Annotated in this window: 27 protein-coding genes and 2 riboswitches; of the genes, 12 read left to right on the top strand and 15 right to left on the bottom strand. The window is 72.0% G+C overall.

The annotated features are described in order from the left end of the window. Window positions 1-174: 174 nt before the first annotated feature. The 6 genes from OOK34_RS04435 (at window position 175) to OOK34_RS04410 (ending at window position 7851) form a co-directional block, all read left to right on the top strand. Window positions 175-2487: a choice-of-anchor A family protein gene (locus OOK34_RS04435; protein WP_267032549.1), complete on the top strand. Its 2313-nt coding sequence runs from the start codon at window positions 175-177 to the stop codon at window positions 2485-2487. A gap of 133 nt (window positions 2488-2620) precedes the next feature. Further along, a complete protein-coding gene (locus OOK34_RS04430) occupies window positions 2621-3844 on the top strand; it encodes an Ig-like domain-containing protein (protein WP_267036617.1) in 1224 nt (407 codons plus the stop codon). A gap of 86 nt (window positions 3845-3930) precedes the next feature. Further along, entirely contained in the window at window positions 3931-4698 is a 768-nt protein-coding gene (locus tag OOK34_RS04425) for an enoyl-CoA hydratase/isomerase family protein (RefSeq protein ID WP_267032548.1), read from the top strand. A 293-nt stretch (window positions 4699-4991) separates the two neighbouring features. After that, window positions 4992-5495, top strand: a complete 504-nt coding sequence (locus OOK34_RS04420; protein ID WP_042801828.1) for an ATP-binding protein — start codon at window positions 4992-4994, stop codon at window positions 5493-5495. A gap of 371 nt (window positions 5496-5866) precedes the next feature. Then, the gene (locus OOK34_RS04415) at window positions 5867-6667 is read left to right on the top strand and encodes a polysaccharide deacetylase family protein (RefSeq protein ID WP_267032547.1); all 801 of its coding nucleotides are present in this window, start codon (window positions 5867-5869) and stop codon (window positions 6665-6667) included. Continuing rightward, the gene (locus tag OOK34_RS04410) at window positions 6664-7851 is read left to right on the top strand and encodes a YncE family protein (protein ID WP_267032546.1); all 1188 of its coding nucleotides are present in this window, start codon (window positions 6664-6666) and stop codon (window positions 7849-7851) included. The genes OOK34_RS04415 and OOK34_RS04410 overlap by 4 nt, the downstream gene beginning before the upstream one ends. A 75-nt stretch (window positions 7852-7926) precedes the next feature. Here the strand turns inward: OOK34_RS04410 and OOK34_RS04405 are convergent, their stop codons facing one another. Together OOK34_RS04405 and OOK34_RS04400 are read right to left on the bottom strand one after the other, a co-directional pair. Next, entirely contained in the window at window positions 7927-9165 is a 1239-nt protein-coding gene (locus OOK34_RS04405; protein ID WP_267032545.1) for a cytochrome P450, read from the bottom strand. After that, window positions 9146-9901: a tRNA-dependent cyclodipeptide synthase gene (locus OOK34_RS04400; protein ID WP_267032544.1), complete on the bottom strand. Its 756-nt coding sequence runs from the start codon at window positions 9899-9901 to the stop codon at window positions 9146-9148. The genes OOK34_RS04405 and OOK34_RS04400 overlap by 20 nt, the downstream gene beginning before the upstream one ends. Window positions 9902-10177: 276 nt before the next feature. Here OOK34_RS04400 and OOK34_RS04395 point away from each other — a divergent pair, with 276 nt between their 5' ends. Beyond that, window positions 10178-10390 (top strand): EF-hand domain-containing protein, encoded by a 213-nt coding sequence (locus tag OOK34_RS04395; protein ID WP_267032543.1) that lies wholly within the window; start codon window positions 10178-10180, stop codon window positions 10388-10390. 45 nt (window positions 10391-10435) lie between these two features. Here the strand turns inward: OOK34_RS04395 and OOK34_RS04390 are convergent, their stop codons facing one another. The 5 genes from OOK34_RS04390 to OOK34_RS04370 form a co-directional block, all read right to left on the bottom strand. Continuing rightward, on the bottom strand, window positions 10436-11047 hold the full coding sequence (locus OOK34_RS04390) for a PadR family transcriptional regulator (protein ID WP_267032542.1): 612 nt from the start codon (window positions 11045-11047) through the stop codon (window positions 10436-10438). A 9-nt stretch (window positions 11048-11056) separates the two neighbouring features. Further along, on the bottom strand, window positions 11057-11914 hold the full coding sequence (locus OOK34_RS04385) for an ATP-binding cassette domain-containing protein (protein ID WP_267032541.1): 858 nt from the start codon (window positions 11912-11914) through the stop codon (window positions 11057-11059). Window positions 11915-12197: 283 nt separating this feature from the next. Next, window positions 12198-12947, bottom strand: coding sequence for a cobalt ECF transporter T component CbiQ (gene cbiQ, locus OOK34_RS04380; protein WP_267032540.1), 750 nt, complete (start codon window positions 12945-12947; stop codon window positions 12198-12200). 3 nt (window positions 12948-12950) lie between these two features. After that, entirely contained in the window at window positions 12951-13295 is a 345-nt protein-coding gene (locus tag OOK34_RS04375) for an energy-coupling factor ABC transporter substrate-binding protein (protein ID WP_267032539.1), read from the bottom strand. Next, the gene (locus OOK34_RS04370) at window positions 13295-14002 is read right to left on the bottom strand and encodes an energy-coupling factor ABC transporter permease (protein WP_267032538.1); all 708 of its coding nucleotides are present in this window, start codon (window positions 14000-14002) and stop codon (window positions 13295-13297) included. The genes OOK34_RS04375 and OOK34_RS04370 overlap by 1 nt, the downstream gene beginning before the upstream one ends. A gap of 28 nt (window positions 14003-14030) precedes the next feature. Beyond that, window positions 14031-14251, bottom strand: a riboswitch (cobalamin riboswitch). 95 nt (window positions 14252-14346) lie between these two features. Here OOK34_RS04370 and OOK34_RS04365 point away from each other — a divergent pair. After that, complete coding sequence (locus OOK34_RS04365; protein ID WP_267032537.1) at window positions 14347-15063, top strand: flavodoxin family protein; 717 nt, start codon at window positions 14347-14349, stop codon at window positions 15061-15063. On the opposite strand, the gene OOK34_RS04360 is transcribed toward OOK34_RS04365, so the two are convergent. Then, window positions 15064-16005 (bottom strand): hypothetical protein, encoded by a 942-nt coding sequence (locus OOK34_RS04360; protein WP_267032536.1) that lies wholly within the window; start codon window positions 16003-16005, stop codon window positions 15064-15066. A gap of 175 nt (window positions 16006-16180) precedes the next feature. On the opposite strand from OOK34_RS04360, the gene OOK34_RS04355 reads away from it, so the two are divergent. After that, entirely contained in the window at window positions 16181-16585 is a 405-nt protein-coding gene (locus tag OOK34_RS04355; RefSeq protein ID WP_267032535.1) for a hypothetical protein, read from the top strand. A gap of 55 nt (window positions 16586-16640) precedes the next feature. On the opposite strand, the gene OOK34_RS04350 is transcribed toward OOK34_RS04355, so the two are convergent. From OOK34_RS04350 to gcvT, 7 genes are all read right to left on the bottom strand, one after another. Then, window positions 16641-17150, bottom strand: a complete 510-nt coding sequence (locus OOK34_RS04350; protein ID WP_267032534.1) for a hypothetical protein — start codon at window positions 17148-17150, stop codon at window positions 16641-16643. 107 nt (window positions 17151-17257) lie between these two features. Next, window positions 17258-17671: an SsgA family sporulation/cell division regulator gene (locus OOK34_RS04345; protein WP_267032533.1), complete on the bottom strand. Its 414-nt coding sequence runs from the start codon at window positions 17669-17671 to the stop codon at window positions 17258-17260. A gap of 199 nt (window positions 17672-17870) precedes the next feature. Next, window positions 17871-18185, bottom strand: coding sequence for a hypothetical protein (locus OOK34_RS04340; RefSeq protein ID WP_267032532.1), 315 nt, complete (start codon window positions 18183-18185; stop codon window positions 17871-17873). 186 nt (window positions 18186-18371) lie between these two features. After that, the gene (locus tag OOK34_RS04335; protein ID WP_267032531.1) at window positions 18372-19754 is read right to left on the bottom strand and encodes an L-serine ammonia-lyase; all 1383 of its coding nucleotides are present in this window, start codon (window positions 19752-19754) and stop codon (window positions 18372-18374) included. A gap of 282 nt (window positions 19755-20036) precedes the next feature. Continuing rightward, window positions 20037-21293: a serine hydroxymethyltransferase gene (gene glyA, locus OOK34_RS04330; RefSeq protein WP_267032530.1), complete on the bottom strand. Its 1257-nt coding sequence runs from the start codon at window positions 21291-21293 to the stop codon at window positions 20037-20039. A gap of 18 nt (window positions 21294-21311) precedes the next feature. Continuing rightward, window positions 21312-21695: a glycine cleavage system protein GcvH gene (gene gcvH / locus OOK34_RS04325; RefSeq protein ID WP_267032529.1), complete on the bottom strand. Its 384-nt coding sequence runs from the start codon at window positions 21693-21695 to the stop codon at window positions 21312-21314. Window positions 21696-21775: 80 nt separating this feature from the next. Next, on the bottom strand, window positions 21776-22891 hold the full coding sequence (gcvT, locus tag OOK34_RS04320) for a glycine cleavage system aminomethyltransferase GcvT (protein WP_267032528.1): 1116 nt from the start codon (window positions 22889-22891) through the stop codon (window positions 21776-21778). A 158-nt stretch (window positions 22892-23049) separates the two neighbouring features. Beyond that, window positions 23050-23150: riboswitch (glycine riboswitch) on the bottom strand. A gap of 255 nt (window positions 23151-23405) precedes the next feature. Here gcvT and OOK34_RS04315 point away from each other — a divergent pair. From OOK34_RS04315 to OOK34_RS04305, 3 genes are all read left to right on the top strand, one after another. Then, complete coding sequence (locus OOK34_RS04315) at window positions 23406-24041, top strand: AAA family ATPase (protein ID WP_267032527.1); 636 nt, start codon at window positions 23406-23408, stop codon at window positions 24039-24041. A gap of 433 nt (window positions 24042-24474) precedes the next feature. Continuing rightward, window positions 24475-25209 carry an enhanced serine sensitivity protein SseB gene (locus tag OOK34_RS04310; RefSeq protein ID WP_267032526.1) on the top strand — a complete coding sequence of 245 codons (735 nt, stop codon included), beginning with the start codon at window positions 24475-24477 and terminating at the stop codon, window positions 25207-25209. 62 nt (window positions 25210-25271) lie between these two features. Beyond that, complete coding sequence (locus OOK34_RS04305; protein ID WP_267032525.1) at window positions 25272-26012, top strand: enhanced serine sensitivity protein SseB C-terminal domain-containing protein; 741 nt, start codon at window positions 25272-25274, stop codon at window positions 26010-26012. Window positions 26013-26099 lie beyond the last annotated feature (87 nt).

Raw genomic sequence — 26099 nt, 5'->3', positions numbered from 1 at the left:
GGCCGCTGACACACCTCACCGGCCCCCGCACCCCGGGGGAGCGGTGCAATCGAGTGATTGTCGGACCGCGATGCCCCGGCCGCAGAGTGTCTTCCGTCCGCCGCGCCGAAGCCCGCCCGCAGCCTGTCAGGGCCACCGGCGCGGGCGGGTGGCCGAGACAGCGGACGGAGCGTCATGTCAGCAAGGAACTGGACCCTCGGGCTGGCCGTGGGAGTCGTACTCGCGGCGGGGACCCCCTCGGCCCTCGCGGCGGGTCCCGGCGCCGAGCCGCCGCCGATGGCGCGCACCCTGAGGGCCCCGCTCCCCGGCGGCCTCGGCCCGTGCATCCCCGGCACCGGCGCCGGCGAGGCCTGCCCGTCCGTCTGGCCGGACCCCAACAACCTCCCCTTCGCCGGCCGCGACAACAACGTCAACGTCTTCGTCGGCGGGGACATGCTGGTCCGCCGGGGCGCCGCCGAGGCCGAGGGCCGGGTCGTCGTCCTCGGCGACTTCGACCTGAACAAGTCCGCCGGCGGCAACGTCTACAACGTGGGCATCGCCGGAGTCGGCTCCCGGGTCCCCCCGTCCAACGGCGCGGACTTCCTGACCACCGGCGAGGACGTCACCGTGGCTGCCCGCCAGACCCTCCTCGCCGACGGCGGGGTCGTCAAGTACGCGGGCACCCTCACCGGCAACGTGACCGGCACCCGCACCCGCGACGAGAACGCGGCCGCCCCCTACACCCGCCTGCGGGGCGCGCTCACCGAGGCGAGCACCTGCTACGCCCTGCCCGGCGGAGTCCCGCGCACGCCGACCGGCCGGGCCGTGTGGAGCACCCAGGGCACCGTCTTCACCGGCGACGGCACCTCGCCCCTCCAGGTCTTCAACGTGGACTTCGACCTCTCCGGACCGAACGGCGCCCAGCAGACGGTGAGCTTCCGGCAGATCCCGCCGGGCGCCACCGTCCTCGTGAACGTCACGGGCGAATCCCCCGCCGTCCGCGTCAACAACACCCTCCTGCCCGCCGGACTGCGCGAGCGGCTGCTGTGGAACTTCCCCGACGCCCAGTCGGTCACCCTCGCCGGCTCGGCGCAGCTCGGCGGCAGCGTCCTGATCGGCCCGCAGGCCTCGGTCGCCACCGTCTCCGTGATCGGCGTGAACGGCCGCTTCTTCACCGCCGGCAGCCTGACCCACACCAGCCCGACGGAGACCACCGGCCTCGGCGCCGAGTTCCACGCCTACCCCTTCGACGGCGACCTGCCCGACTGCGCGCCCACCCCGCCGGCCAGGGGCTCGGTCTCCGTCGTGAAGCACGACGAGGCCGGCCGGCCGCTGCCCGGGGCGAAGTTCGAACTGTGGAAGGAGACCAACGGCCGCGACGGCCTCCAGTACGAGGGCGACGGCGCCGACACCAAGCTCGAGGACTGCACCACCGGATCGGAGGGAACCTGTGCGCGCGTCGAGGAGCTCGGCGCCTACTACTGGCGCGAGACGGCCGCGCCCCCCGGGTACGAACTCCCCGACCGGCCCATCCGCGAACTGGTCCTGACGGCCGAGAACGCCGCGGCCGGGGTCCGGTACGTGGCCGTGAACCGCAGGTCCCCGGACCCGGGCGGCAGCGCCCGGGTCGTCCTGCGGAAGGTCGACAAGGACACCGGCGAGGCCCTGCCCGGCGCCCGCTTCGAGCTGTGGCGCGAGAGCAACGACGTCCCCGGCTTCCAGGACGGCCGCGACAACCCCGACACCCGGCTCGACGGCACCTGCCTGACCGACGCCCGGGGCACCTGCACGGTCGAACTGCCCGTTGGGGAGCGCTACTACTGGCGGGAGGTCGGCCTCCCGCCGGGCTACGAGCGCCCCGCCGACGCGGTCACCGCCTTCGAACTGGAGGAGGGCGACGTCAGGGAGGTCGTCGTCCTCACCATCCCGAACCGGAAGAAGGACGAGGAGCGGAGCGGGACCATCGAGGTCCTGAAGAAGGACGCCAAGACGAAGCGGCCGCTGCGCGGGGCGGAGTTCGAGCTGTGGAAGGAGACCAACCACACCGAGGGCCTGCAACGGCGGGGCATCAACGCCGACGAGCGGACCGGCGGCGACTGCACCACCGGCCGGGACGGCGTCTGCGCCTTCGAGGGCCTCGCCGACGGTGAGTACTACGTGGTCGAGACGGACGTCCCCGACGGCTACGTCCTGCCGCGCGACCCGGTGACCGGCCCGCTGACGCTGGACGGACGCACCCCGGGCCACCGGATCGCCGTCACGCTCCTCAACAAGCGCGCGCACGAGGGCGAGGTCTGCCACTGCGAGGAGGAGGGCCACGGCAAGCCCGACGGCCACGGGAAGCCCGACCACGGCCGCCCCGAGCACGGCGGGCACGAGGAGCAGGGCGGGCACGACGAGCACGGCGAGCAGGGCGGGCCCGAATACGGCCGCCCGGAGCACGGCCGGCCCGACGGCCCCGGCTGGCACCCCGGGGACTGGCCCATGGGAGCCGGCTCCGAGGACTGACACCCCGGACGCCCCGGCAGTTGGGACGGAACGGTGACATGACTGTGCCTATTCGTAGTCTCCCCATGTGATTTCCTGTCGACAAGCGCGCGACTGTCCGCGCGCGGGGGACATGGGGAGAACACGAGTGAACCTGCAGCCGATACGCGGCCGCGTCCGCACCGGCCTGCCGGCCCTCCTGCTGGGAGCGGCCCTGCTGCTGACCAGCGCGTGCAGTGGCGGCGGCAACAGCGGGGGCAGCGGCGGGGACAACGGCAAGAGCGGCGGTGCCGCGGCGAAGACCGGCACCGAGGCGTCCAAGGCCGTGGTCAACGTCAAGCCGGACGACGGGTCCAAGGAGGTCGCCACCAGCGGCATCCTGAAGATCACCAGCTCGGGCGGCAAGCTGACGACCGTGACCGTCGCCGACACCAAGGGCAACGCGGTGGAGGGCAAGCTGGCCGCCGACGGCGCGAGCTGGGAGCCCGCCCGCCACCTGGCCGCCGCCACCGAGTACAAGGTGCACGCGGTCGCCAAGGACGAGGCCGGCCGCGAGTCCGCCAAGGACACCACCTTCACCACCCTGACTCCCCAGAACACCTTCGTCGGCCACTACACCCCCGAGGACGGTACGACCGTCGGCGTGGGCATGCCGGTGTCCATCAACTTCACCCGCGGCATCACCAACACCGAGGGCGTCGAGAAGGCCATCCAGGTCACGGCCGAGCCGTCCGTGCCGGTCGAGGGCCACTGGTTCGGCAACGACCGCCTCGACTTCCGCCCCGAGAAGTACTGGGCCGCGGGCACCAAGGTCACCGTGAAGATCGCCCTCGACGGCGTCGAGGGCCGCCCCGGGGTCTACGGCAAGCAGACCCGTACGGTCACCTTCACCGTCGGCCGTTCCCAGGTCACCACGGTCGACGCGACCTCGAAGCAGATGGAGGTCGTCCGCGACGGCCAGGTGATCAAGAACATCCCGATCACCGCGGGCGCCCCGGCGACGACCACCTACAACGGGCAGATGGTCATCAGCGAGAAGTACAAGGTGACCCGGATGAACGGCGCCACCGTCGGCTTCGGCGGCGAGTACGACATCTCCGACGTCCCCCACGCGATGCGGCTCTCGACCTCCGGCACCTTCGTCCACGGCAACTACTGGGCCTCCTCGAGCACCTTCGGCTCGGAGAACGTCAGCCACGGCTGCGTCGGCCTCCAGGACGAGCGCGGCGCCGGCGACGACAGCACGCCCGCCGCGTGGTTCTACAACGAGTCCCTGATCGGCGACGTGGTGGTCGTGAAGAACTCCAAGGACAAGCAGATCGCCCCGGACAACGGCCTCAACGGCTGGAACATGGACTGGGCGGAGTGGATCAAGTAGCCACAGCGCGTACGTAGTCCCGTGGCCCGGTGCTGTGACCCACAGCACCGGGCCACCTTGGGTTAACCGACGCTAACCTTCCCCGTATGACCATCTCTCTCGAAGTCTCCGAAGGCGTCGGCACCATCCTGCTGGACCGCCCGCCCATGAACGCCCTGGACATCGCCACCCAGGACCGGCTGCGCGAGCTCGCGGTGGAGGCCACCGACCGTGCCGACGTGCGCACGGTCGTCCTCTACGGCGGGGAGAAGGTGTTCGCGGCCGGCGCGGACATCAAGGAGATGCAGAACATGGACCACGCGGCCATGGTCGCCCGGTCCCGCGGTCTCCAGGACGCCTTCACGGCCGTCGCCCGGATCCCCAAGCCCGTCGTCGCCGCCATCACCGGTTACGCCCTCGGCGGCGGGTGCGAGCTGGCCCTGTGCGCCGACTACCGGATCGCCGCCGACAACGCGAAGCTCGGCCAGCCCGAGATCCTGCTCGGCCTGATCCCGGGCGCGGGCGGCACCCAGCGGCTGTCCCGGCTGATCGGCCCCTCCAAGGCCAAGGACCTGATCTTCACCGGCCGGATGGTCAAGGCCGAAGAGGCCCTCGCCCTCGGCCTGGTGGACCGGATCGTGCCCGCCGCCGAGGTGTACGAGCAGGCGCACGCCTGGGCCGCGAAGCTCGCCCAGGGCCCGGCGCTCGCGCTGCGCGCCGCGAAGGAGTGCGTGGACGCGGGCCTGGAGGCGGACATCGACACCGGCCTGACCATCGAACGCAACTGGTTCGCGGGCCTGTTCGCCACCGAGGACCGGGAGCGCGGTATGCGCAGCTTCGTCGAAGAGGGCCCGGGCAAGGCCAAGTTTGTATGAGCCCAGTATGAGCGCAGCCGGTTGAGCCCAGCCGTATGAGCACGGTCGGTTGAGCGTGACTGGAGAAACCCCTGCGGGTGGATTAGCCAGGCCTTAAGGCAACCTTAAGGAGAATCGCTGATCCACTCACGGTGATCGTCGGGCAGCGGAACGTCACACCAGGTCAGGGTGGCTCCTGCCGCCTTCGGTTGCCGTTCGCATATGCCGGGGCGCCCCCTCGGAATCGCTGATTCCGGGGGGCGTATTCCCGGGGAACGGCCCGGACGGGTGCGCCGGACGTCCATGATGGGTGCATGGCGGGCCTGGAGGGTGTGGAACAGCCGCGGCAGCGCAGCAGCGCTTCGGCCGTACGGCTGACGGCGGCGGTCGAGGACGAACAGGGCCTCAGAGCCCTGGAGTTGTACGGGAACCCGGCCGAGGCGGAAGTGACGCTGCCGTCCATGCCGGAGTCCGCGAGCACGGCCCGTCGGCTCACCCAGAGCGTTGTCGTCCGCTTCTGGGGGCTGTCGCCGCAGATCTCGGAGCACGCCGTCCTGTTGGTCTCGGAACTCGTCGGGAACGCGGTGCGCCACACCGGGGCCCGCTCCTTCGGCTTACGGATGCTGCGCCGGCGCGGCTGGATCCGGGTCGAGGTGCGCGATCCCTCGCGCGGGCTGCCCTGTCTGATGCCGGTGCACGAGCTGGACACCACCGGCCGGGGGTTGTTCCTCGTCGACAAGCTGTCCGACCGCTGGGGCGCCGACCTGCTGCCGCGCGGCAAGATCACCTGGTTCGAGATGCGGGTCGCCGACCGCTAGAAAGCCAGAAACCCCCTGTCGCCGAGGTGGGGCGCTGCGGGGGTTTCATGGGTGCGCCGAGGATCGATTGGGGTGTGATCCTCGGCGGTGGACTTCGCTCGGGTCAAAGGGAAGCCGTGGTTCCGACTATGGCAGACGAGGGCTCAAACGCCAAAAGTCCCGAGTCGGACATAAGTGTGCATATCCCAAGAGTTTCCACCTAAATCCTAGGTGAGATGGGCCACGCGCCTCGTAATCAACGAATAAATATCGACCGCTCTGCGTAAATCGTTGATCACATACTGGACACCTTGCTGTGCGGGCCCCGCTGACGAAAGTCCCAAATTGGGTCAATCATTACCTTCGGGGTCGTCCGGCCCTTAAATGGGCAGGTGCTCTGTTACCCAGACCGCCGTACGGCCCTGCGCGCCACCGCGGCGGTCGCCGCCGGTGCCCTCACCGCGGCCTGCGGCGCGGACGGCGGCCCGGCGGCGCCGGGGCCCGTCCGGCCCGCTCCCGCCAGGCCCGCCGAGCCGGCCCGGCCTGCCAAGCCCGTCCAGGCGGCCCCCGCCCCCCGCCGGTTCCCCGGGCAGCCCGTCGAGATCGGGCACGGCCCCCGCGAGCGGGCGAAGGTCGCGCTCACCTTCCACGGCAACGGCGACCCCGCCATCGCCCGCGCCGTGCTGGCCGCGGCGGAGAAGGCCGGCGCGCGGGTCACCGTACTGGCCATCGGCAGCTGGCTCGACGCCCACCCCGCCATGGCCCGGCGGATCCTCGACGGCGGCCACGAACTCGGCAACCACACCCAGCGCCACCTCGCGATCAACGACCTGCCCGAGGCGGAGGCCTACGCCGAGATCACCCACTGCGCCCAGCGCCTCAAGCGCCTCACCGGATCGATCGGCACCTGGTTCCGCCCCTCGCAGACCCAGTACGCCAGTCCGCTCGTCCGCGAGCTGGCCCAGCGGGCCGGCTACCCGCACGTCCTCTCGTACGACGTGGACTCCCTCGACTTCACCTCGCCCGGCGCCGCGGCCGTCATCCGCACCGTCACCGGGACGATCCAGGGCGGATCGGTGGTGAGCCTGCACTTCGGCTACGCGGACACGGTCGACGCGATGCCGCCCCTCCTCGAAGAACTCGCGCGCCGCGAACTGCGCGCGGTGACCACCACGGAGCTGCTGACCTCATGACGACCATCCGCCTTCCCCGGAAGGCCACCGTGCTGCTCGCCGGTCTGGTCCTCGCCGCCCTGGCCGGCTGCGGTTCGGCCGACAAGGCCCCCGCCGAGGCGCTCGGCTCCAAGGGCCCGGCCAAGCCCGTCAAGGCCGTCCCCGCCGTGCCCCCGGGGCTGGCCGGGATGCCCCCGCTGCTCGACCCGAACGACGTGTACGCCGCCGACCGGCCGAACCGGCTCTCCCCGGTGGTCAAGGACTTCCCGTCCCGCGTCTACGTGCCCAACACCAACTCCAACACGGTGTCCGTCATCGACCCGGCCACCTACAAGGTCATCGACACCATCCCGGTCGGCGTCCAGCCCCAGCACGTGGTGCCCTCCTGGGACATGAAGACCCTGTGGGTCAACAACAACCGCGGCCACACCCTCACCCCGATCAACCCGGCCACCGGCGAGGCCGGCGCACCCGTCGAGGTCCACGACCCGTACAACCTGTACTTCACGCCCAACGGCAAGTACGCGGTCGTGATGGCCTCCATGGACCGCGAGCTGGTCTTCCGCGACCCGCACACCATGAACCGCGTGAAGACCGTCCCGGTGACCTGTTTCGGGGTCAACCACGCCGACTTCTCGGCGGACGGCCGCTACTTCATCGTGAGCTGCGAGTTCTCCGGCGAACTGCTCAAGGTGGACACCGAGCGGATGGAGGTCGTCGGCCAGCAGAAGCTCCCCTTCGAGGGCGCGATGCCCCAGGACGTGAAGATCTCCCCCGACGGAAAGACCTTCTACGTCGCGGACATGATGGCGCACGGCATGTGGGTGCTCAGCGGGGACAAGTTCGACGTCCCCCAGCTGCTGCCCACCGGCAAGGGCTGCCACGGCCTGTACGTCAGCCGCGACTCCAAGGAGATGTACGTCTCCAACCGGGGCGAGGGCACCGTCTCCGTCTTCGACTTCAAGGAGAAGCGGCTCACCAAGAAGTGGGAACTCCCGGACGGCGGCAGCCCCGACATGGGCGGGGTCTCGGCCGACGGCAAGGTGCTGTGGCTGTCCGGCCGCTACAACTCCGAGGTCTACGCGATCGACACCGTCACCGGCAAGCAGCTGGCCCGGATCCCGGTCGGCGGCGGCCCCCACGGCCTCGCCGTGTACCCGCAGCCCGGCCGCTACTCCCTCGGCCACACCGGGATCTTCCGGTAGCCGCCGGTCGTCGCCGCATGCGACGGCGCCCCGGGAGCTCGCACAGCTCCCGGGACACCGACATCCACCAGGCGGCTACCAGGCGACCGGAAGTCGCTCGGGCAGCCGCTTGATGAAGCCCGTACGCCACACCAGGTTCTCCGCCGGCACCGCGAGGCGCAGCCCGGGCAGCCGCTCGACCAGCACCTCCAGCGCGATCTCGGCGTGCGCCCGGCCCAGCGCCGAGGCCGGGCAGAAGTGCCGGCCGGCGCCGAAGGCGAGGTTGGGGTGGGAGCTCTCCCGCTCGAGGTCCAGCTCGTCCGGGTTCTCGAAGGCCTCCGGGTCGAAGTTGGCCCCCTCCAGCAGGACGAGCACCAGCTCGCCCTCCCGGACCAGGACGTCACCGACCTGGACGTCCGCCAGCGCGATGCGCGGCAGGCCGTCCCCGACGGACAGGTTCCAGCGCAGCAGCTCGTCGACGGCCCGGCCCATGCGCTCCGGGTGCTCGCGCAGATACCCGATCAGCTCGGGCTTCTGGAGCAGCGCGAGGACCGCGAGGACCAGGAAGGCGGACGTGGAGACGGCGCCCGCGCCGAAGAGCGAGACGGCGACGGTCGCGAACATCTCGTCCGTCAGGTGGGCCGACTCCGGATCGGCCTCCTTCAGCCCGGCGAACCTGCCGAGGAGCCCCGTACGCTCCTCGGCCGGCAGCGCCAGCTGCGCCTCCAGCCGCCCCGCGAAGTAGCCGACGTCCTTGTACCAGTTGAGGGCCGAGTCGGCGAACGGCTCGCGTACGGTCATGAACGCGACGTCCAGCCCCGACATCAGCCGGCGCCAGTCCTCGAACGGCACCCCCAGCACCCGGCAGTGCAGGGCCGCGGAGAACGGGTCGGCGAAGCCGGCCCGGAGGTCGGCCGGGCCCCCCTCGGCGACGATCCGGTCGAGCAGCTCCCCGGCCGTGGCGCGCAGCAGCTCCTGAAGGCCCTGCTGGCGGGGGTTGAGCGCCTTCATCACCGCGTTGCGCAGACCGGCGCTGTTGATGTTGCCCATGTTGTTGACGACCTCGGGCGGGATCGTCAGCGCGTACTGGCGGGGCACCCCGGCGTTGGCGGTGTCCTTGAGACTGAACCGCTCGTCCTCCAGCACCTGCTTGGCCAGCGCGTAGCTGCTCACCAGCCAGGCCGGGTCCCCGGTCAGGGTGCGGACCCTGGCGACGGGAGCCTTTTCGCGCAGCCAGGCGCACTCCTGCGGGAGGACGTCACCGCGCCGCGAGAGCGGGAAGTCCAGGAGCGGCTGCTCCCGGTCCTCCCGGCCCTCAAGCTGCTCGACGCTCATCGACGTTCCCTTCGGTTGCTGCGGCGGCGGTGCCGTGGGAGACGGCGGGCTCGGGGCGTACGACGGCGTACGCCTGGTTGCGGGTGGCGCGCAGGCCCCCGCCGCGGGCGAAGAGGACGTCCGTCATCGGCATCTTGACGTGGTAGGCGGCGACGGAGGAGGGCACGTCGAGAATGCTGGGAGTGTCGATGAAGAAGGGCAGCTCCGCCGCCATGTAGTCGAAACACACACGCAACTGCGCGTCCGTGATGGATTCACCTTCGGGCAACTTGGAGCCGACAAAATGCAGGGCCATTTCCTCGCAGCCCTTGCGGAATACGTCGTCGGTGTCGAGGAAATGCAGTACGCGCCGGTGCAGAAGCCGGTAGACGGGGTTCGCCTGGAACTCCGAAAGTGCCCTCACTCGGATCTCGGCGTGCTGAGGCCCTGATTCCTCGACGCCTTTGACGATCCTCCTCCGAACCGCCTTGATCTCCTTCGCCGCACGCTTCTGCGCGTGTTCCGTGGTGTAGCCGAAAGCGGCGAACATCCGGTCCACGTGGAGGTCTGCGTACACGAAGTCGACCTGCGCGAAGCGGGTCGTGGCCCATCGGGCGAGACTGGACACGCGCTCGGCACTGAAGTAGCTGTTGCCAGGACTCACGCCGATGAGCACATGGTCGCCGTCTTCCCAGATATGGCGGCAGGTACGGGTGAAGGGCAGAACTTCGAATGATGCGTCAGCTGTGATCGTCACCTGTGATCGCCCTTGTTGCCGCATGTCCCTGGGAGCCCTGCGCTCCTGGTGTGGCGGCAATGCCGGTACGTTATGCCGTGATCCCGGAGCGTGACAAGTGGGAGGCTGATTTCTTGGCTGGAATTATCGGTTCCGTCTGAGTTCCGGGCTGTTGGCCCTGCTTACGGGCGGGTAATTGAATATCTTTCTGCCGACCGAACGGCCCCCGCGGGAGTGCGGCCCGCCGGAGGCCGCTACCCTGAGCCGGTCAACAAGCACCGAGAAGGGGTGGACCCAGTGGCTGACATCGAGAGCGCACGGGCGACGTTCGACAAGTTCGACGTGAACGGTGACGGCTTCGTCACGGCCGACGAGTACAGCGCGGCCATGAAGGCGATGGGCGACGCGCACGTCACCGCCGCGGTCGCGGACGCCGTGCTCGCCGCCAAGGACGCCAACGGCGACAAGCTGCTCAGCTTCGACGAGTTCTGGGCCTCCCTGAACAAGTAGACGCGCCGCGCCCGCCTCCGCCCCGCCCGCCGGGGCGGGGGCGCGTCAGGCCCCGCCGCCCTCCGGCGGCGCCAGGCCCTCCGCACCGCTCGGGTCCTGCACCTCGCCCGGGTCCTGCACCCCGCTCAGGTCCTCCACCTCGCCCAGGGCCTCCTCCAGCCAGCTCAGCCAGAAGCTCTCCAGAGCGATCCCCCCGTGCAGCACCAGCCGGCGCAGCCGGTCCGGGGCGGTGTCCCGCCCCGGCGGGAAGTCCTTCGCCTCGATGGCCTCGTACGTCGCCAACTGCGCCCGGTGCAGCTCCAGATGGCGCCGCAGCTCCGGCCCGAGCCGCTGCGGTCCCACCACGGCCGCCGCGCGGATCCGCAGCAGCAGCGCGTCCCGCATCGGCTTCGGGTCCTGGCTCTCGTCCACCCACCGCGCCAGCTCCGCGCCGCCGTCGGGCAGGACCTCGTACTCCTTCTTCTGCCCCCGCACGGGCCCCTCGCTCGGCAGCGCCCGGATCAGCCCGGCCTCCTCCAGCCGCCCCAGCTCGCGGTAGATCTGCTGGTGCGTCGCGGACCAGAAGTAGCCGATCGACTTGTCGAACCGCCGGGTCAGCTCCAGCCCCGACGAGGGCTTCTCCAGCAGGGCGGTGAGGATGGCGTGCGGCAGCGACATGCGGACATCCTAGGTTTGCGGCCGGGTCCGCGAGGCCGCTCGCGGCCAGTCGGCCAGCGCCTGCGGGACACGGGGGCCGGGCAGGTCCGGGGCCAGCAGGCCGTGGGCGCGCAGGAAGGCCGTCACCGCGGGGGACCAGGCCTGGCGCAGGCCCGCCGAGGCCAGCAGGTCCGGATCCGACAGGAGGACCCCGGCGGGACCCACCCGGATGCCGGCCGGGGTCAGGACCGCCGCGTCGTCGGCCCAGCGGACCGCGAGGTCCACGTCGTGGGTGGCCATGACCACCGTGGTGCCGACGGCCCGCAGTCCCGCGAGGACGTCCAGGAGGCGTTCCTGGCCGTCCGGGTCGAGTCCGGCCGTGGGCTCGTCCAGGATCAGCACCCGCGGCGCCATCGCCACCGCGCCCGCGATCGCCGCGCGCTTGCGCTGCCCGTACGACAGCAGGTGCGTCGGGCGGTCCCGCAGCGCGGTGATGTCCAGCGCGGCCAGCGCCGAGTCCACCCGCTCGCGGACCTCCGGCGCAGGGAGCCCCAGGTTCATCGGGCCGAAGGACACGTCCTGCTCGACGGAGGCCGCGAAGAGCTGGTCGTCCGGGTCCTGCACCACCAGCTGCACCGAGGTCCGCAGCCGGGTCAGGCCCTTGCGGTCGTACGCCACCTCCGCGCCGTCCAGGCGCAGCGCCCCCGAGCCGGGCCGCAGCCCCCCGCTCAGCAGCCGCATCAGCGTGGTCTTGCCGCTGCCGTTGCGGCCCAGCAGCACCAGCGCCCGGCCCTCGGCGATGCCGAAGTCCACCCCGGACAGCACCGCCGGGCCGTCCTCGTACGCGTAACCCGCGCCGACCAGCTCCACCAACGGGGTCACGGGCAACCTCCTTCAAGCCGGCGAGGAATCGAACTCCTGCGCAGGAGGGAAAGAAACGGTGTTTGACCCCCAGGGCGAAGGGCCGCTCGGTAGAGTCCATATCGTGCGTTGCGAGAACCAAGCGCGTACGACGTGCTGAGCGAGAGCCAAGCCAGCACAGCAACCTCCGAAACTTCAGACACCCGGGCTGGTTTCAACCCGGCTGGTGTTGATCGTGGAAGACTCGGTCGCTCGCTGAGCGACCGAGCGGCGTGAGCCAGGAATCCCTCTGCTTCGGCTGGGGGAGGATTCAAAGCCACAGCTCCTTCAGTACGAGGGTCCCCGCGACCAGGGCGGTCAGCAGGGCGGCGGACCCCGTCAGGAACCGCCGGGACAGCGCCGCCTCCGGGATCAGCACCCGCAGCGCGCCGTCGTAACCGCGGCCCGCCAGCCCCTCCTGGAGCCGGGCCGCGCGGTCGAAGGCCCGGACGAACGAGGTCGCCGCGAGCCCCGCCAGCGAACGCCACACCGCCGCCCGGCTGGTCTGCCCGAGCCGGGCCGCCTGGGCGCGGCGGACCTGCGCCATCGAGTCCAGCAGCAGGAAGCCGATCCGGTACATGACCAGGGCCACGTCCACCACCGGCGCCGGCACCCCGGCCCGCACCAGCCGGGGCAGCACGTCCGAGACCGGTGTGGTGAAGGCGAACAGCAGCACCCCGAGCGAGGCCGCCGAGGTGCGCAGCAGCAGCTCCGCCGCCTGCCGGGGCCCGTCCGGGGCCAGGGCGAGGAACCCGTCCGGGCCGCCCACCGAGACGAGCAGCGGCAGCGCCCCGGTGACACAGAAGCCGAGCGGGACCCGGAAGGCCCGCCACAGCTGCCGCCCGGCCACCCCGGCGGGACCGAGCAGCACCGCCAGCGTCGCCGCGGCGACCAACGGCCCGCCGGGCCACGGCGGCAGGCAGACCGCGGTGAGGGTGAGCCCGAACCCCAGCAGGGCCTTCTCCAGCGGATGGCGGCCCCGCCAGCGGCTGCCGTGGGCCGCCACGTCGATCGGCAGCACCGCCTACGACTCCGGGGTGGAGCGGGCGGCCCCGGCCTCGGCGAGGGCCTGCGCCGCGCCCTGGCGGCGGCCCTTGCGGACACCGAAGTAGTACGCGAGCACGCCCGCGCCCAGGGCCGCCTGGAGGGCGAACAGCGCCGACTCGATCTCCGCGGACGGGGGTTCGTACAGCGGGGAGAACCAGGGCTCGTAATCCGGCTTCAGCTCGGTGATGGCCGCCTCCGCCTGCCCGTCGGCGCCCGCGAACGGCTCCTCCTTGCCCTCGCCGAGGCCCAGTGCGAGCGGGAGCACGGCCAGCGCCGCCACCACGAGCAGCAGCAGGGTGTTGATCTTCGCGTTCCTGGTCATCAGAGCGCCGCCTCCTGCTTCGCCGTCTTCGCCGTCCCGCTCCCGGTCAGCCTGGCGACCCCGAGCCGGACGAGGTCGGACTTGCTGGACTGCATCAGCAGCCGCATCACGAGCACCGTCAGCAGCCCCTCGCTGACCGCGAGCGGGATCTGGGTGAGCGCGAAGATCCCCGCGAACTTCTCCAGCGAGCCGAGGAAGCCGCTCGCCGGGTCGGGGAAGGCCAGCGCCAGCTGGACCGAGGTCACGCAGTAGGTGACCAGGTCGGCGAAGAAGGCGCCGAAGAAGACCGTCACCATCAGCGGCGCTCCGGACTTCCGCAGCAGCCGGTAGACCCCGTAGCCCGCCCAGGGCCCGGCGATGGCCATCGAGAACACGTTGGCGCCCAGGGTGGTGAGCCCGCCGTGGGCCAGCAGCAGCGCCTGGAAGAGCAGGGTGATCGTGCCGAGCACCGCCATGATCGGCGGCCGGAAGAGGATGGCCCCCAGCCCCGTCCCGGTCGGGTGCGAACAACTGCCCGTCACGGACGGGATCTTCAGGGCGGACAGTACGAAGGTGAACGCTCCGGACGCCCCGAGCAGCAGGGTGCTCTCCGGATTGGCCTTCACCTCGCGGGTCAGGGCGCGGACCCCGTGGACGACGAAGGGGGCGGACGCGGCGCCCCAGGCGACCGCGTGCAAAGGGGGCAGGAACCCCTCGGCTATATGCATGAGTTGGGAGACCTCTCCAGCACCTCGTGGATGGACGACGCGCCCCGGCCGGTCTCCTGGCTCACGGGTACTGATGCCCTGACTCCGCCTTCCCGGGCCCATGCGGTCTCCCGCGCGGGCCCAGTGGCTTCCCGCGGGGGAGTGGAGCCGGACTTCCCGATCACAGTGGCGAGGGCCGCACCGGTTTTCCACCGGTTTCCCGAACACCAAGGCCCGATGACCCTAGTCGCCCGGACGGATCCGTCACAACCCGGACCGATCCGGCCACCTGCCGCCGCGTCACGCGTCCCCCGGACGGGCGCGGTCCGGTGGCCGGGCCGGGGGGCGGCGGGCACCGTGGGAGGGTGGCTGCCGACTCCTTCGCGTACCCGGACCTCTCCGCCGTCTACGTCAACTGCACCCTCAAACGCTCTCCCGAGACCAGCAACACCGAGGGCCTGATCGCCAAGAGCCGCGCCGTCATGGAGTCGGCCGGCGCGCGGACCTCGCTGGTCCGGGCCGTCGACCACGACATCGCCACCGGCGTCTGGCCGGACATGACCGACCACGGCTGGGAGAGCGACCAGTGGCCGGTCCTCTACAGCCAGATCATGGACGCCGACATCCTCGTGCTGTGCGGCCCGATCTGGCTGGGCGACAACAGCTCCGTCATGAAGCAGGTCATCGAGCGGCTCTACGCCTGCTCCTCGCTGCTCAACGACCAGGGCCAGTACGCCTACTACGGGCGCGTCGGCGGAGCCCTGATCACCGGCAACGAGGACGGCGTCAAGCACTGCGCCATGAACATCCTCTACAGCCTCCAGCACCTCGGCTACGCCATCCCGCCCCAGGCCGACGCGGGCTGGATCGGCGAGGCCGGCCCCGGCCCCTCCTACCTGGACCCGGACTCCGGCGGCCCCGAGAACGACTTCACCAACCGCAACACCGCCTTCATGTCCTGGAACCTGATGCACCTGGCCGCCCTCCTCAAGCGCGCCGGCGGCATGCCCGCGCACGGCAACCAGCGCTCCCTGTGGGACGCCGGCTGCCGCTTCGACTTCCCCAACCCCGAACACCGCTGATCAGACGGCTCCCGCCTTCGCCAGCGCCGACTCCAGCCGGGCCAGCAGCGGCCGGGCGTTCATCCGGCGGCAGCCCTCCATGGCCTCCTCCAGCAGCGCCCGGGCCGCCGCCGGCTGTCCGGCCGCCACCAGGGCCTCCGCCAGCGGGGGCACCGCCAGGGCCCGTACCAGGGTCTGGCCCGAGCGGCGGCCCAGCTCGTCGGCCGCCCGCAGCTCCCGCAGGGCCGCGGCCGTGTCCCCGCCGGTCAGGGCGATCCGGCCCAGCCCGATCAGGGCCGCGCACTGGCCCGCCAGGTCCCCCGAACCCCGCGGGTGCCGCAGCACCTCGGCGAAACCGCGGGCCGCCTCCTCGGGGCACCCCTCGATCCGCAGCGCCTCCGCGACCCAGCGCAGCATGCACATCCGGGGCCAGGCCGCCCCGCCCGGTTCGGCCACCGCCAGCGCCCGGCGCAGCACCTCCAGGGCGCCCCCGGTGTCCCCGCGCGCGAGGAGCACCTGGCCGATGCCGCGTGGGGAGTGCGCCTGGCCGTAGCGGTCGCCGGCCGCCTCGAAGACCGCCGCGCCCCGCTCGCAGCGGTGCACCGCCTCGTCGAGGCGCCCATGGAGCCGGTCGAGGTACGAGAGCACCCAGCCCGCGTACGCCGCCCCGTGCGCGTCCCCGAGGGCCTCGAAGAGCGCCTCCCGGGCCGGTCCCCACTCTTCCCGGCAGGCCCGCAGCCGGCCCAGCCCGACCAGCATCAGGGCCTGCCCGGTACGGTCCCCGGCCGCGCGGGCCGCCGCCAGGCCCGCCTCCTGCACCGCCTGCCAGCCCGCGAGATCGCTGCGCAGGCCGAACACGTACTCCCCGGCCGCCGCGAGCTCCCAGGCGGTGTACGGGTCCACGCGCGCGGCCTGCCGCGCCGTGGCGACCAGGGCCTCCCGTTCGGCCCCGAGCCAGCGCACCGGCTCGGCCCGCCTCCGCCTCCCGCCCCGCGAAGGCCACCGGCCCGGCGGGCAGTTGCGCGGGCCGGAGCCCCGGCCCGCCGACGGGCGCCCGGGGGGCGGGCGCGGGCGGCGGCGGGCGTCACCGATCCCCGGCGCGGGGTACTTCCGGCTCTCGCAGAACGACTCGGACCGGATGTTCAAGGACGGCTGCCCCTTCAACGACCGCGACGCGGACTGGGCGGCGTACACGCTCGTCCCGCAGATGGGCGACATGGTGAAGACGGTCGCCGCGGCGCGCGGCACCGACTACCTGGACCTGCGCGACGCCCTCGCGGGGCACGAGGTGTGCTCGGTGGGGACGGAGCAGGTGGGCCAGAGCGGCCCGGACCCCCGCCACCACGAGTGGTTCCGCTTCCTGGACTACGCGAACACCCAGGGCACCCTGGAGGAGTCCATGCACCCCAACGCCCACGGGCAGCGGGCGATGGCCGCCTGCCTCGGCCTGGTGGGCGCGGCGGCTCCCGGCGGCTGGTCCTGCACCCAGGACTGGTTCGGCAACGGGGACCCGGGCCGGATGCGGATCCGCCCCGCGTGCTGACCGCGCGGCGGGCCCGGGGCGTGCGACGCCCCGGGCCCCGCTGCGTACGCGCTGGTCAGCAGGTGTTCGGGTGCGCGATGTCCAGCACGAACCGCTCGGGCGAGTGCAGGACGGAGGTGCTGTAGGACGGCTGCGTGTCGAAGGCGGCGCCGAAGGTCACGTACCCCTCGTAGTCGCCGGTCAGGGCGAGGCCCTTGAGCTTGCTGAGGTAGATCTTCTGGAGCTTGGGGCCCTGGTAGACGTTCTGCCCGGCGTCGTTGTGCGCGGCGGCGGGGTGCAGGCGGATCTCCAGGAAGTACTTCCCGGCCAGCGGCACGGGCTGGCCGGACCCGTCGTAGACCAGCTGGGAGACGGGAGTGACGGTGACCGGGGGCACGTACCCCTGGAGGTCGATCACGATCCGGTCGTACGTGCAGTGCCCGCCCCAGCGGGCGTTGACCACGAGCGGGGTCTGGGTGCGGGCGGACGTGGTGGCGGCGGAAGCCGGCGCGGAGAGCGCGAGCCCTGCGGTGAGCAGGGCGCCCGTGGCGATGGCCACGATCCGGCGGCGGTGCGGGTGACGCATGATGTCTCCCCGGTTCTCTGGGACGGGGACGGGCTGTCACCTGGTAGGACACCGCACGGCCGCGCGTGGTTCCCCGCGCGGTTGCCAGCACGCCGCCGCGCGGCGGCTCAGTGCGCCAGCAGCGCGCTGAGCTGCGCGTCCAGGTCGTAGTGGCTCCGCTCCTGCCCGCGCGGGACCAGCTCCGTCATCCGCCGGCACAGCTCGCGCACGTCCTTGGCGCGGGCGGAGACCACACAGCTCTGCTCGCCGTTGCTGAAGCCGAGCAGGACGCGCGGCTCGGAGCCGGTCCAGCGCGGCCAGACCTGTATGTCGCCCTCGCCGGTGGCGCAGGTCTGCCCGTCGAGCAGCAGCTCCCGCGAGAACACCCAGCGGGCGATGTGGGTCCCGGCGCCGCGGAAGTCGACGGCCACCTCGTACGGCCGGTCCGTGCGGTACACGAAGCTGCCGGACAGGGGGACGGACACGGGGGCGGTTTCCAGCCGCAGCGGCAGGACCCTGTGTTCGGTGATGGTGGTGGCCATGGCGGCTGCCTCTCGTCGCGCCCGTGGGGTCTTCCCGGGCCCCTCCGGGCACGCTAGCCGACGCCGGGGGGCACTCTCCGGGCCGAAGGTCCCGGGAGGCGGGGGCCGCAGGACCTGATTTCGGCCACGGGGTACGCGAAGGGCCCGCCCTCCGGGGGAAGGGCGGGCCCAGGGGCCTGCGCGGCGGGCCGCGCGACCGCTACGGCAGCGGGTTGTAGATCAGGGACTCGTGCGCGTTCGACTGGCCGATGGCGGTGAAGCCGGAGCCGTTGGCCTGCGCGCCGTTGTTCTGGTTGGACGCCCCGAAGCCGGAGGCGACCTGCTGCGCGGTGGAGGAGTTGCCGAGGTTGCTGCCGCCGACCCCGCTGCCGAGGATGCCGGCGAGGGCCGCGTTCGACGCGGTGCCGGCGGCGCCGGCCCCGTTGTCGGCCTGGGCCGTGCCCGAGAAGAGGGCGGCGGCCAGGGGGAGCGATGCGAGCGCCGCCATCACGCGGATGCTGCGGATACCTGCCATGGTGAAGCCTCCAGTTACGCAAAACAGCAAGGGGGTCAAGGCGGTTGGCCTACCGCCCGGGGGTGACGCGACGTCGCGTGATCAGACTGACGTACGTGATCATCGAGAAACCAGCCCGGACCGGCTTCTTCCCTCGCAAGCGTGATCAACTCGGTCCAAACCCCGGACCGGAGATCATTTAGAGGATCAGCACTCGATGACGTTGACGGCGAGGCCGCCGCGCGCCGTCTCCTTGTACTTGACCTTCATGTCGGCGCCCGTCTCCTTCATGGTCTTGATGACCTTGTCGAGGGAGACCTTGTGGCTGCCGTCCCCGCGCATCGCCATCTTCGCGGCGGTGACGGCCTTGACGGCGGCCATGCCGTTGCGCTCGATGCAGGGGATCTGGACCAGACCGCCGACCGGGTCGCAGGTCAGGCCGAGGTTGTGCTCCATGCCGATCTCCGCGGCGTTCTCGACCTGCTCCGGGGTCCCGCCCAGGACCTCGGCGAGGGCGCCCGCCGCCATCGAGCAGGCGGAGCCGACCTCGCCCTGGCAGCCGACCTCGGCGCCGGAGATCGAGGCGTTCTCCTTGAACAGCATGCCGATCGCGCCCGCGGCGAGGAGGAAGCGGACCACGCCGTCCTCGTCCGCGCCCGGGACGAAGTTCATGTAGTAGTGCAGCACCGCGGGGAGGACGCCCGCCGCGCCGTTCGTCGGGGCCGTCACGACACGGCCGCCCGCCGCGTTCTCCTCGTTGACCGCCATCGCGTAGATCGTGGTCCACTCGCTGCGGTGCATCATCGGATCGCCCTCGGTGCGCAGCTGGCGCGCCGTGGAGGCGGCGCGGCGCTTGACGCGCAGCCCGCCCGGGAGGATGCCCTCGCGGGACATGCCGCGCGAGACGCAGGACTGCATGACCCGCCAGATCTCCAGGAGCCCCTCGCGGATCTCCTCCTCGGTGCGCCAGGCCTTCTCGTTCTCCAGCATCAGGGAGGAGATCGACAGACCGGTCTCGTTGGCCAGGCGCAGCATCTCGTCGCCCGAGCGGAAGGGGTACTTCAGCACGGTGTCGTCGAGCTTGATCCGGTCCTCGCCGACCGCGTCCTCGTCCACGACGAAGCCGCCGCCGACCGAGTAGTACGTCTTCTCCAGCAGCGGGGCGCCGGCGGCGTCGTACGCGAAGAGCGTCATGCCGTTCGCGTGGTAGGGCAGCGAGCGGCGGCGGTGCAGGATCAGCTGGTTCGGCTCGTCGAAGTCGATCTCGTGGGCACCGCCTATTTCCGCACCCAGCAGACGCAGCTTGCCGCTCTTGCGGATGCGCTCCACCTCGTCGTCGGCGCCCTCCACGTCCACCGTGCGGGGGGAGTGGCCCTCCAGGCCCAGCAGGACCGCCTTGGGCGTGCCGTGCCCGTGGCCGGTCGCGCCGAGGGAGCCGAACAGCTCCGCCCGTACGGCGGCGGTCTGGGCGAGGACGCCGTCCTTCTTCAGCCGCGTCACGAACATGCGCGCCGCGCGCATCGGGCCGACCGTGTGGGAGGAGGAGGGGCCGATACCGATGGAGAAGAGATCGAAGACGGAGATGGCCACTGGCGGACTCCCTTGTCTGCTCGTGGGGTGGGGAGGGGGGCAGGGGTGTGGTGGATCTTAGGGGTGGATCTGCGGATTTTGTCCGGCAGTCGAGCCTAACGCGTGGAGATGAACGGTTCGTCTCCCGGACGGGTCCGCCAGACGTGAGCCGGCTCGCGTTCCGGTGTCCTGGACGGCCCAGGAGCATGTGACGAGGGTCATGGCCGCCACCAGGGCGACCTCCGGTCATGAGAAGGGCCCGGCCCTGTGTGAGAACAAGGCCGGGCCCTTCCGAGCCCGTGGCTAGAGCGACGGGTACAGCGGGAACTTCGCGGCGAGCGCCGAGACGCGCGCCTTGAGGCCCTCGGCGTCGTACGTCGGCTTCAGCGCCTGGGCGATGATCTCGGCGACCTCGGTGAAGGCCTCGGCGTCGAAGCCGCGGGTCGCGAGGGCCGGCGTACCGATCCGCAGACCCGAGGTGACCATCGGGGGCCGCGGGTCGTTCGGGATGGCGTTGCGGTTGACCGTGATGCCGACCTCGTGGAGGCGGTCCTCGGCCTGCTGGCCGTCCAGCTCGGAGTTGCGCAGGTCGACCAGGACCAGGTGCACGTCGGTGCCGCCGGTGAGGACGTCCACGCCCACGGCCTTGACGTCTTCCTGGACCAGGCGGGCGGCGAGGATCTTCGCGCCCTCCAGGGTGCGCTCCTGGCGCTCCTTGAACTCGGGCGAGGCCGCGACGAGGAAGGAGACCGCCTTGGCCGCGATCACGTGCTCCAGGGGGCCGCCCTGCTGACCCGGGAAGACCGCGGAGTTGATCTTCTTGGCCAGCTCCTGCGTCGACAGGATGACACCGCCGCGCGGACCGCCGAGGGTCTTGTGCGTGGTGGTGGTGACGACGTGGGCGTGCGGCACCGGGTTCGGGTGCAGGCCCGCGGCGACCAGGCCCGCGAAGTGCGCCATGTCGACCATCAGGTACGCGCCGACCTCGTCCGCGATGCGGCGGAAGGCGGCGAAGTCCAGCTGGCGCGGGTAGGCGGACCAGCCGGCGACGATCAGCTGCGGCTTGGACTCCTTGGCCAGGCGCTCGACCTCGGCCATGTCGACCTCGCCGGTCTCGTCGACGTGGTACGGGACCACGTTGTAGAGCTTGCCGGAGAAGTTGATCTTCATGCCGTGGGTCAGGTGACCGCCGTGGGCCAGGTTCAGGCCCATGATCGTGTCGCCCGGCTTCAGCAGCGCGAACATCGCGGCGGCGTTGGCCTGCGCACCCGAGTGCGGCTGGACGTTCGCGGCCTCGGCGCCGAACAGCGCCTTGATGCGGTCGATCGCGATCTGCTCGACCACGTCGACGTGCTCGCAGCCGCCGTAGTAGCGGCGGCCCGGGTAGCCCTCGGCGTACTTGTTGGTCAGGACCGAGCCCTGGGCCTCCATGACGGCGACCGGAGCGAAGTTCTCCGACGCGATCATTTCCAGGGTCGACTGCTGGCGCACGAGCTCGGCGTCGACGGCGGCGGCGACGTCAGGGTCGAGTTCGTGGAGGGGGGTGTTCAGAACGGACATTCAGGGGCCCCTGGGGTGTCAGTTGTCGGAGTGGGTGAGCGCGGCGTACTCGTCGGCGGAGAGCGCGTGCTCCGGCTCCTCCGACAGGCGCACCTTGAACAGCCAGCCACCCTTGAACGGCTCGGAGTTCACCAGCGCCGGGTCGTCCACGACGTCCTGGTTGAACTCGACGATCTCACCGGAGACGGGGGAGTACAGGTCGCTGACCGACTTGGTCGACTCCAGCTCGCCGCAGGTCTCGCCCTCGGTGACGGTGTCGCCGACCGCGGGGAGCTGGGCGTAGACGACGTCACCGAGCGCGGTGGCCGCGAACTCCGTGATGCCGACCGTCGCGACGCCGTCCTCGGCGGCCGACAGCCACTCGTGCTCCTTGGTGTAACGCAGCTGCTGGGGGTTGCTCATGACCTGATTCTCCTGGATGCGGGGAGGTGGATACGAACGATGGTCTTGTGTGCTGAGACGGGTGGAGCCCGGTTCGAGGGTTACTTCTGCCGCTTGTAGAAGGGCAGGGCCACGACCTCGTACGGCTCATGCGTACCGCGAATGTCCACGCCGACGCCGGAGGTGCCGGGCGCGGCGTGGGCGGCGTCCACGTACGCCATCGCGATCGGCTTGCCCAGCGTCGGAGACGGGGCGCCGGAGGTCACCTCGCCGATGACCTCGCCGTTCGCGACCACGGGGAAGCCGGCGCGCGGCACCCGGCGGCCCTCGGCGACCAGGCCGACCAGCTTGCGCGGCGGCTTGGTGGCGGCGAGTTCGGCGGCGGCCTCCAGGGCGGCGCGGCCGACGAAGTCGCCCTCCTTCTCGAACTTCACGACCCGGCCCAGCCCGGCGTCGAAGGGGGTGAGGGCGGTGGTCAGCTCGTGCCCGTACAGCGGCATGCCCGCCTCCAGGCGCAGCGTGTCGCGGCAGGACAGGCCCGCCGGGACCAGGCCGACGCCCTCGCCCGCCTTCGTCAGCGCCTGCCACAGCTCGACGGCATGCTCGGGGGAGACGAACAGCTCAAAGCCGTCCTCGCCGGTGTAGCCGGTACGGGCGATCAGCGCGGGCACGCCCGCGACGGTGCCCGGCAGGCCGGCGTAGTACTTCAGGCCGTCCAGGTCGGCGTCCGTGAGCGACTTCAGGATGCCGGGGGACTCCGGGCCCTGGACGGCGATCAGCGCGTACGCGTCACGGTCGTCGCGGACCTCGGTGTCGAAGCCGGCGGCGCGCTCGGTGAGCGCGTCCAGCACGACCTGGGCGTTGGAGGCGTTGGCGACGACCATGAACTCGGTCTCGCCGAGGCGGTAGACGATCAGGTCGTCCAGGATCCCGCCGTCCTCCTGACAGATGTGCGTGTAGCGGGCGCGGCCGACGCCGACGGTGGAGATGTTCCCGACGAGCGCGTAGTCCAGCGCCTTCACGGCCTCCGGGCCGGTCAGGGTGATCTCGCCCATGTGGGACAGGTCGAACAGGCCGGCCTTGGTGCGTACGGCGTTGTGCTCGTCGCGCTCACTCGCGTAGCGCAGCGGCATGTCCCAGCCCGCGAAGTCGGTCATGGTCGCACCGAGCGAGCGGTGCAGCGCGTCGAGCGCGGTCAGGCGGGGGGCAGTGCTCATGGGTGTGGCTCCCGGGTCCCAGGGCATGACATGACGAGGAGGAGGATCCTCCCCATCTGTCATCGGAACCTGAGAGGTTCGCCGAGAGTTCCCACCGAGGGGGAACGCCGACTTGCACCTTGGGTGGAGCTGCCGAGCAGCCCGCTTTTCAGATCTGCCTCATCCACGCGGTACGGGGCCTGAGAGATTCAAGGGAGGAACTTGCTCCTTCGGCGCCCGGTCGACCGTAAGGTCTCCGGGACTCTCCCGCGCGGATTCAAGCGGCCGGTATGCAGTTTGGTGTCCAGATGGCGCACATCATTGCACGGGACGGGCGCGGGAGGGCAGTGGGGCCCGAAAGAACGTGCGGTCCCGGGGCCCGGTCCGGGTCCGGTCCGGGGCGCCGGCCGTCCGCGCTGTGGAACGGCCGACCGGAACCGGGACAGCCGGATTACCGTCTCTTTACATTCAGTGGGCATGGGGCCCTCGCGGCCCGATTCGGGGGGAGACGATCACTGTGCGGAGATTCGGAGTGGTGACCACGACAGGAACGGTCGGGACGGTTCCGGCCCAGCGGGCCGCCGCCCGCCCCCTTGCGATGGGCGGACCCGTGCGTGACCTGCGCGGAAAGGCCGCGCGGCCGCACCGGCTCGCCTTCGCCGCCGGGGACATCGTGGTGGTGTCCGGGCTGCCCGGAGGCGGCAAGAGCACCCTGATCAAGCGGGCCGCGGAGGCCGGCATCGACTCCCAGGACGCCCGCGAGCGCTGGGAGCGCCGGATGCCGGCCGCCCTGCCCTACGCCGTGTACCGGCCGCTGGTGCGCGCGGCCCACTACTGGGGGCTGTGGCGCGAGCTGCGCTCCGGCGCCTCTGTGGTGGTCCACGACTGCGGCACCCAGGCGTGGGTACGGGGCCTGCTCGCCGCCGTCGCCCGGCGGCGGGGCCGGGCGCTGCACCTGCTGCTGCTGGACACCAGCCCCGAGGAGGCCCTGTCCGGGCAGGCGGCCCGGGGCCGCCGGGTCTCGGCGTACGCCTTCGCCCGCCACCGCGGTGCGGTGACCCGCCTCCTGCGCGCCGCGGAAGCCGGCCGCCCGCCGGCGGGCTGCGCCTCCGCCACCCTCCTCGACCGCCCCTCCGCCGCCACCCTGACCCGCATCACCTTCCGCCCCTGACCGACCCCGACCTCCCAGCCCCGCCGCCCAACCCAGCCCCGCCGGCGTTTGAGGCGCGGGTCCGGGCAGCCCCGCACAACCCAGCCCCGCCGGCGTTTGAGGCGCGGGCCCGGGCAGCGCCCGCCCCTCCAGCCTCGCCGGCGATTGAGGCGCGGGTCCGGGCGGCGCCCGGGGAACGGTGGAAGGGCGGGTAGGGGACCAGCCCCGCGCAGCGGCCCACCACCCGCAGACGGAGACCGACCCCAGCCCGGGCCCGGGGCCCGCCCGGGGTCCGACGGACGGAGTCCGGCGCAGCGGCGCGAAGCCGGAGAGGCGCCCCGGCGCCGAGCCGCGCGAGGGCCGCGTCCAGAAGGGACCGGCCCCGCGCAGCGGCGTGGCCCGGGCCGGTAGCCTCGGCCCGACACACCCGGGACCGTACGGAGAGCAGGGGCACATGCAGGGCAACGGCTGGCCGGCCAACGAGTTGGAGCAGGTGCTCGGGACCGCGCTGGGACAGGCGGACGCCGGCGCGCGGATCCTGGAGGTGCTCGGCCGCAGCCAGGTCTGGGTGCCGCTGCCCGAGGGCGGCGGGCCCGACCAGGGCAGCCTCAGCCTCCCCACGATGCTGATCGGCGGGGAGGCGTACGTCCCCGTCTACAGCTCGGAGGCCCAGTTCCGCTTCGGCGCCGGCCCCGCCATGGACTTCGCCGTCGCCCCCGCCGTCGAGTTCGCCCGCGGCCTGCCCCCGCAGCTCGGCATCGCCGTGAACCCCGAGGGCGCCGTCGGGGTCCCGCTGCCCCCGGCCGCCGTCGCGGAGCTGTGCCGGGCCGGCCGCACCCCGCTCGACGGCCCGGCCACCGGCGGCCGCGTCCGGCTCTTCGAGCCCGACTGGCAGGACGACCCGGTGGACTTCCTCGCCGCCGCCGCGGAGGAGTTCCGCGCCACCGGCGTGGTCGCCTCCGCGCACCGCTGCCTCGCCAGCGTCGAGGGCCGGGACCCCGAGCTCTACATCGGTGTCCGGCTGCTGGGATGGCAGTCCGACGCGCGGACCGCCCCGCTGGAGGCGCTCGGCCGCGCCCTGGCCCGCGTACCGGCGCCCTGGCCGGTGCAGTTGATCCTGCTGGACGCGGCCGAGGACCCGGTCACGGACTGGATTCGTGAGCGCGTACGCCCCTTCTACGTCCCGTAGCGCCGCTTAAGCTGAGTGGTACGTGTGGACGACGGGTGGACGAAGACGAAGAGGGGTACCGGGTGAGTGCGTCAGGCACGGCCGCGGCCGGGCAGGTCGAGCACATGCTGCGCCAGGTGACTCCCGGGCGCTATGAGAGCTACGAGTCATTCCTGGGCGCCCTGGCCGAGGGCAGGCTGTGGATGCTGCTCTGGCAGGGGCAGCCGGGCTCACCGGACGCCCAGTACGGCGGCATGGAGGTCGAGGGGCTCGGATACGCCCCCTGCGTGACCTCGCCGCAGGAGCTGGCCGCCAGCGGCTGGAACCGCGGCTACGAGGTGGTCACCGGCCGGGACATCGCCCGCGCCCTCTACCCCGACCGCTGGGGGCTGTGGGTCAACCCGCACGCCCAGGGCGGCGGCCTCGGCGTGCCCTGGGCCGACCTGCGCCGGGTCGCCACCGGCCTGGACCGGATGCCGGCGGGGCCGCTGCGGCTGTCCGAGCCGGCCCTGGAGCTCCCGCAGTTCTACGGGCTGCTGACCCAGCACGCGCACCGTACACCGGCCGTCCGGTCGCTGCGCCGCGCCTGGGTGCAGCCCTCGCTCGGATCGGCGTACCTCGCGGTGGGGCTCGACCTCTACGACGCCTCGGCGCCCGCGCTGGAATCCGTACGGGAGATGATGCGGCAGTCGGTCGGCGCCGTGCCCGAGGGGGTTCCGGTGTGCACGGTCGCGCTGGCGGACGAGCACGATCCGGTGGCGATGTGGCTGCGTGCGCAGACCCGCCCCTTCTACGACCGCGAGGGGCAGGCGGCCGCCTACTGAGCCGCTCAGGGGCCTCGGGGGCGTCGTTCCCCGAGCCACCTACAGGGATTGTCCGGGTGTGCCCGGACCCTGAGACAGACCTGTCCG

It is taken from the genome of Streptomyces sp. NBC_00091 (assembly GCF_026343185.1).
In the GTDB taxonomy this organism is placed as follows: domain Bacteria; phylum Actinomycetota; class Actinomycetes; order Streptomycetales; family Streptomycetaceae; genus Streptomyces.
This window is presented reverse-complemented; position numbering and strand designations above follow the sequence as displayed.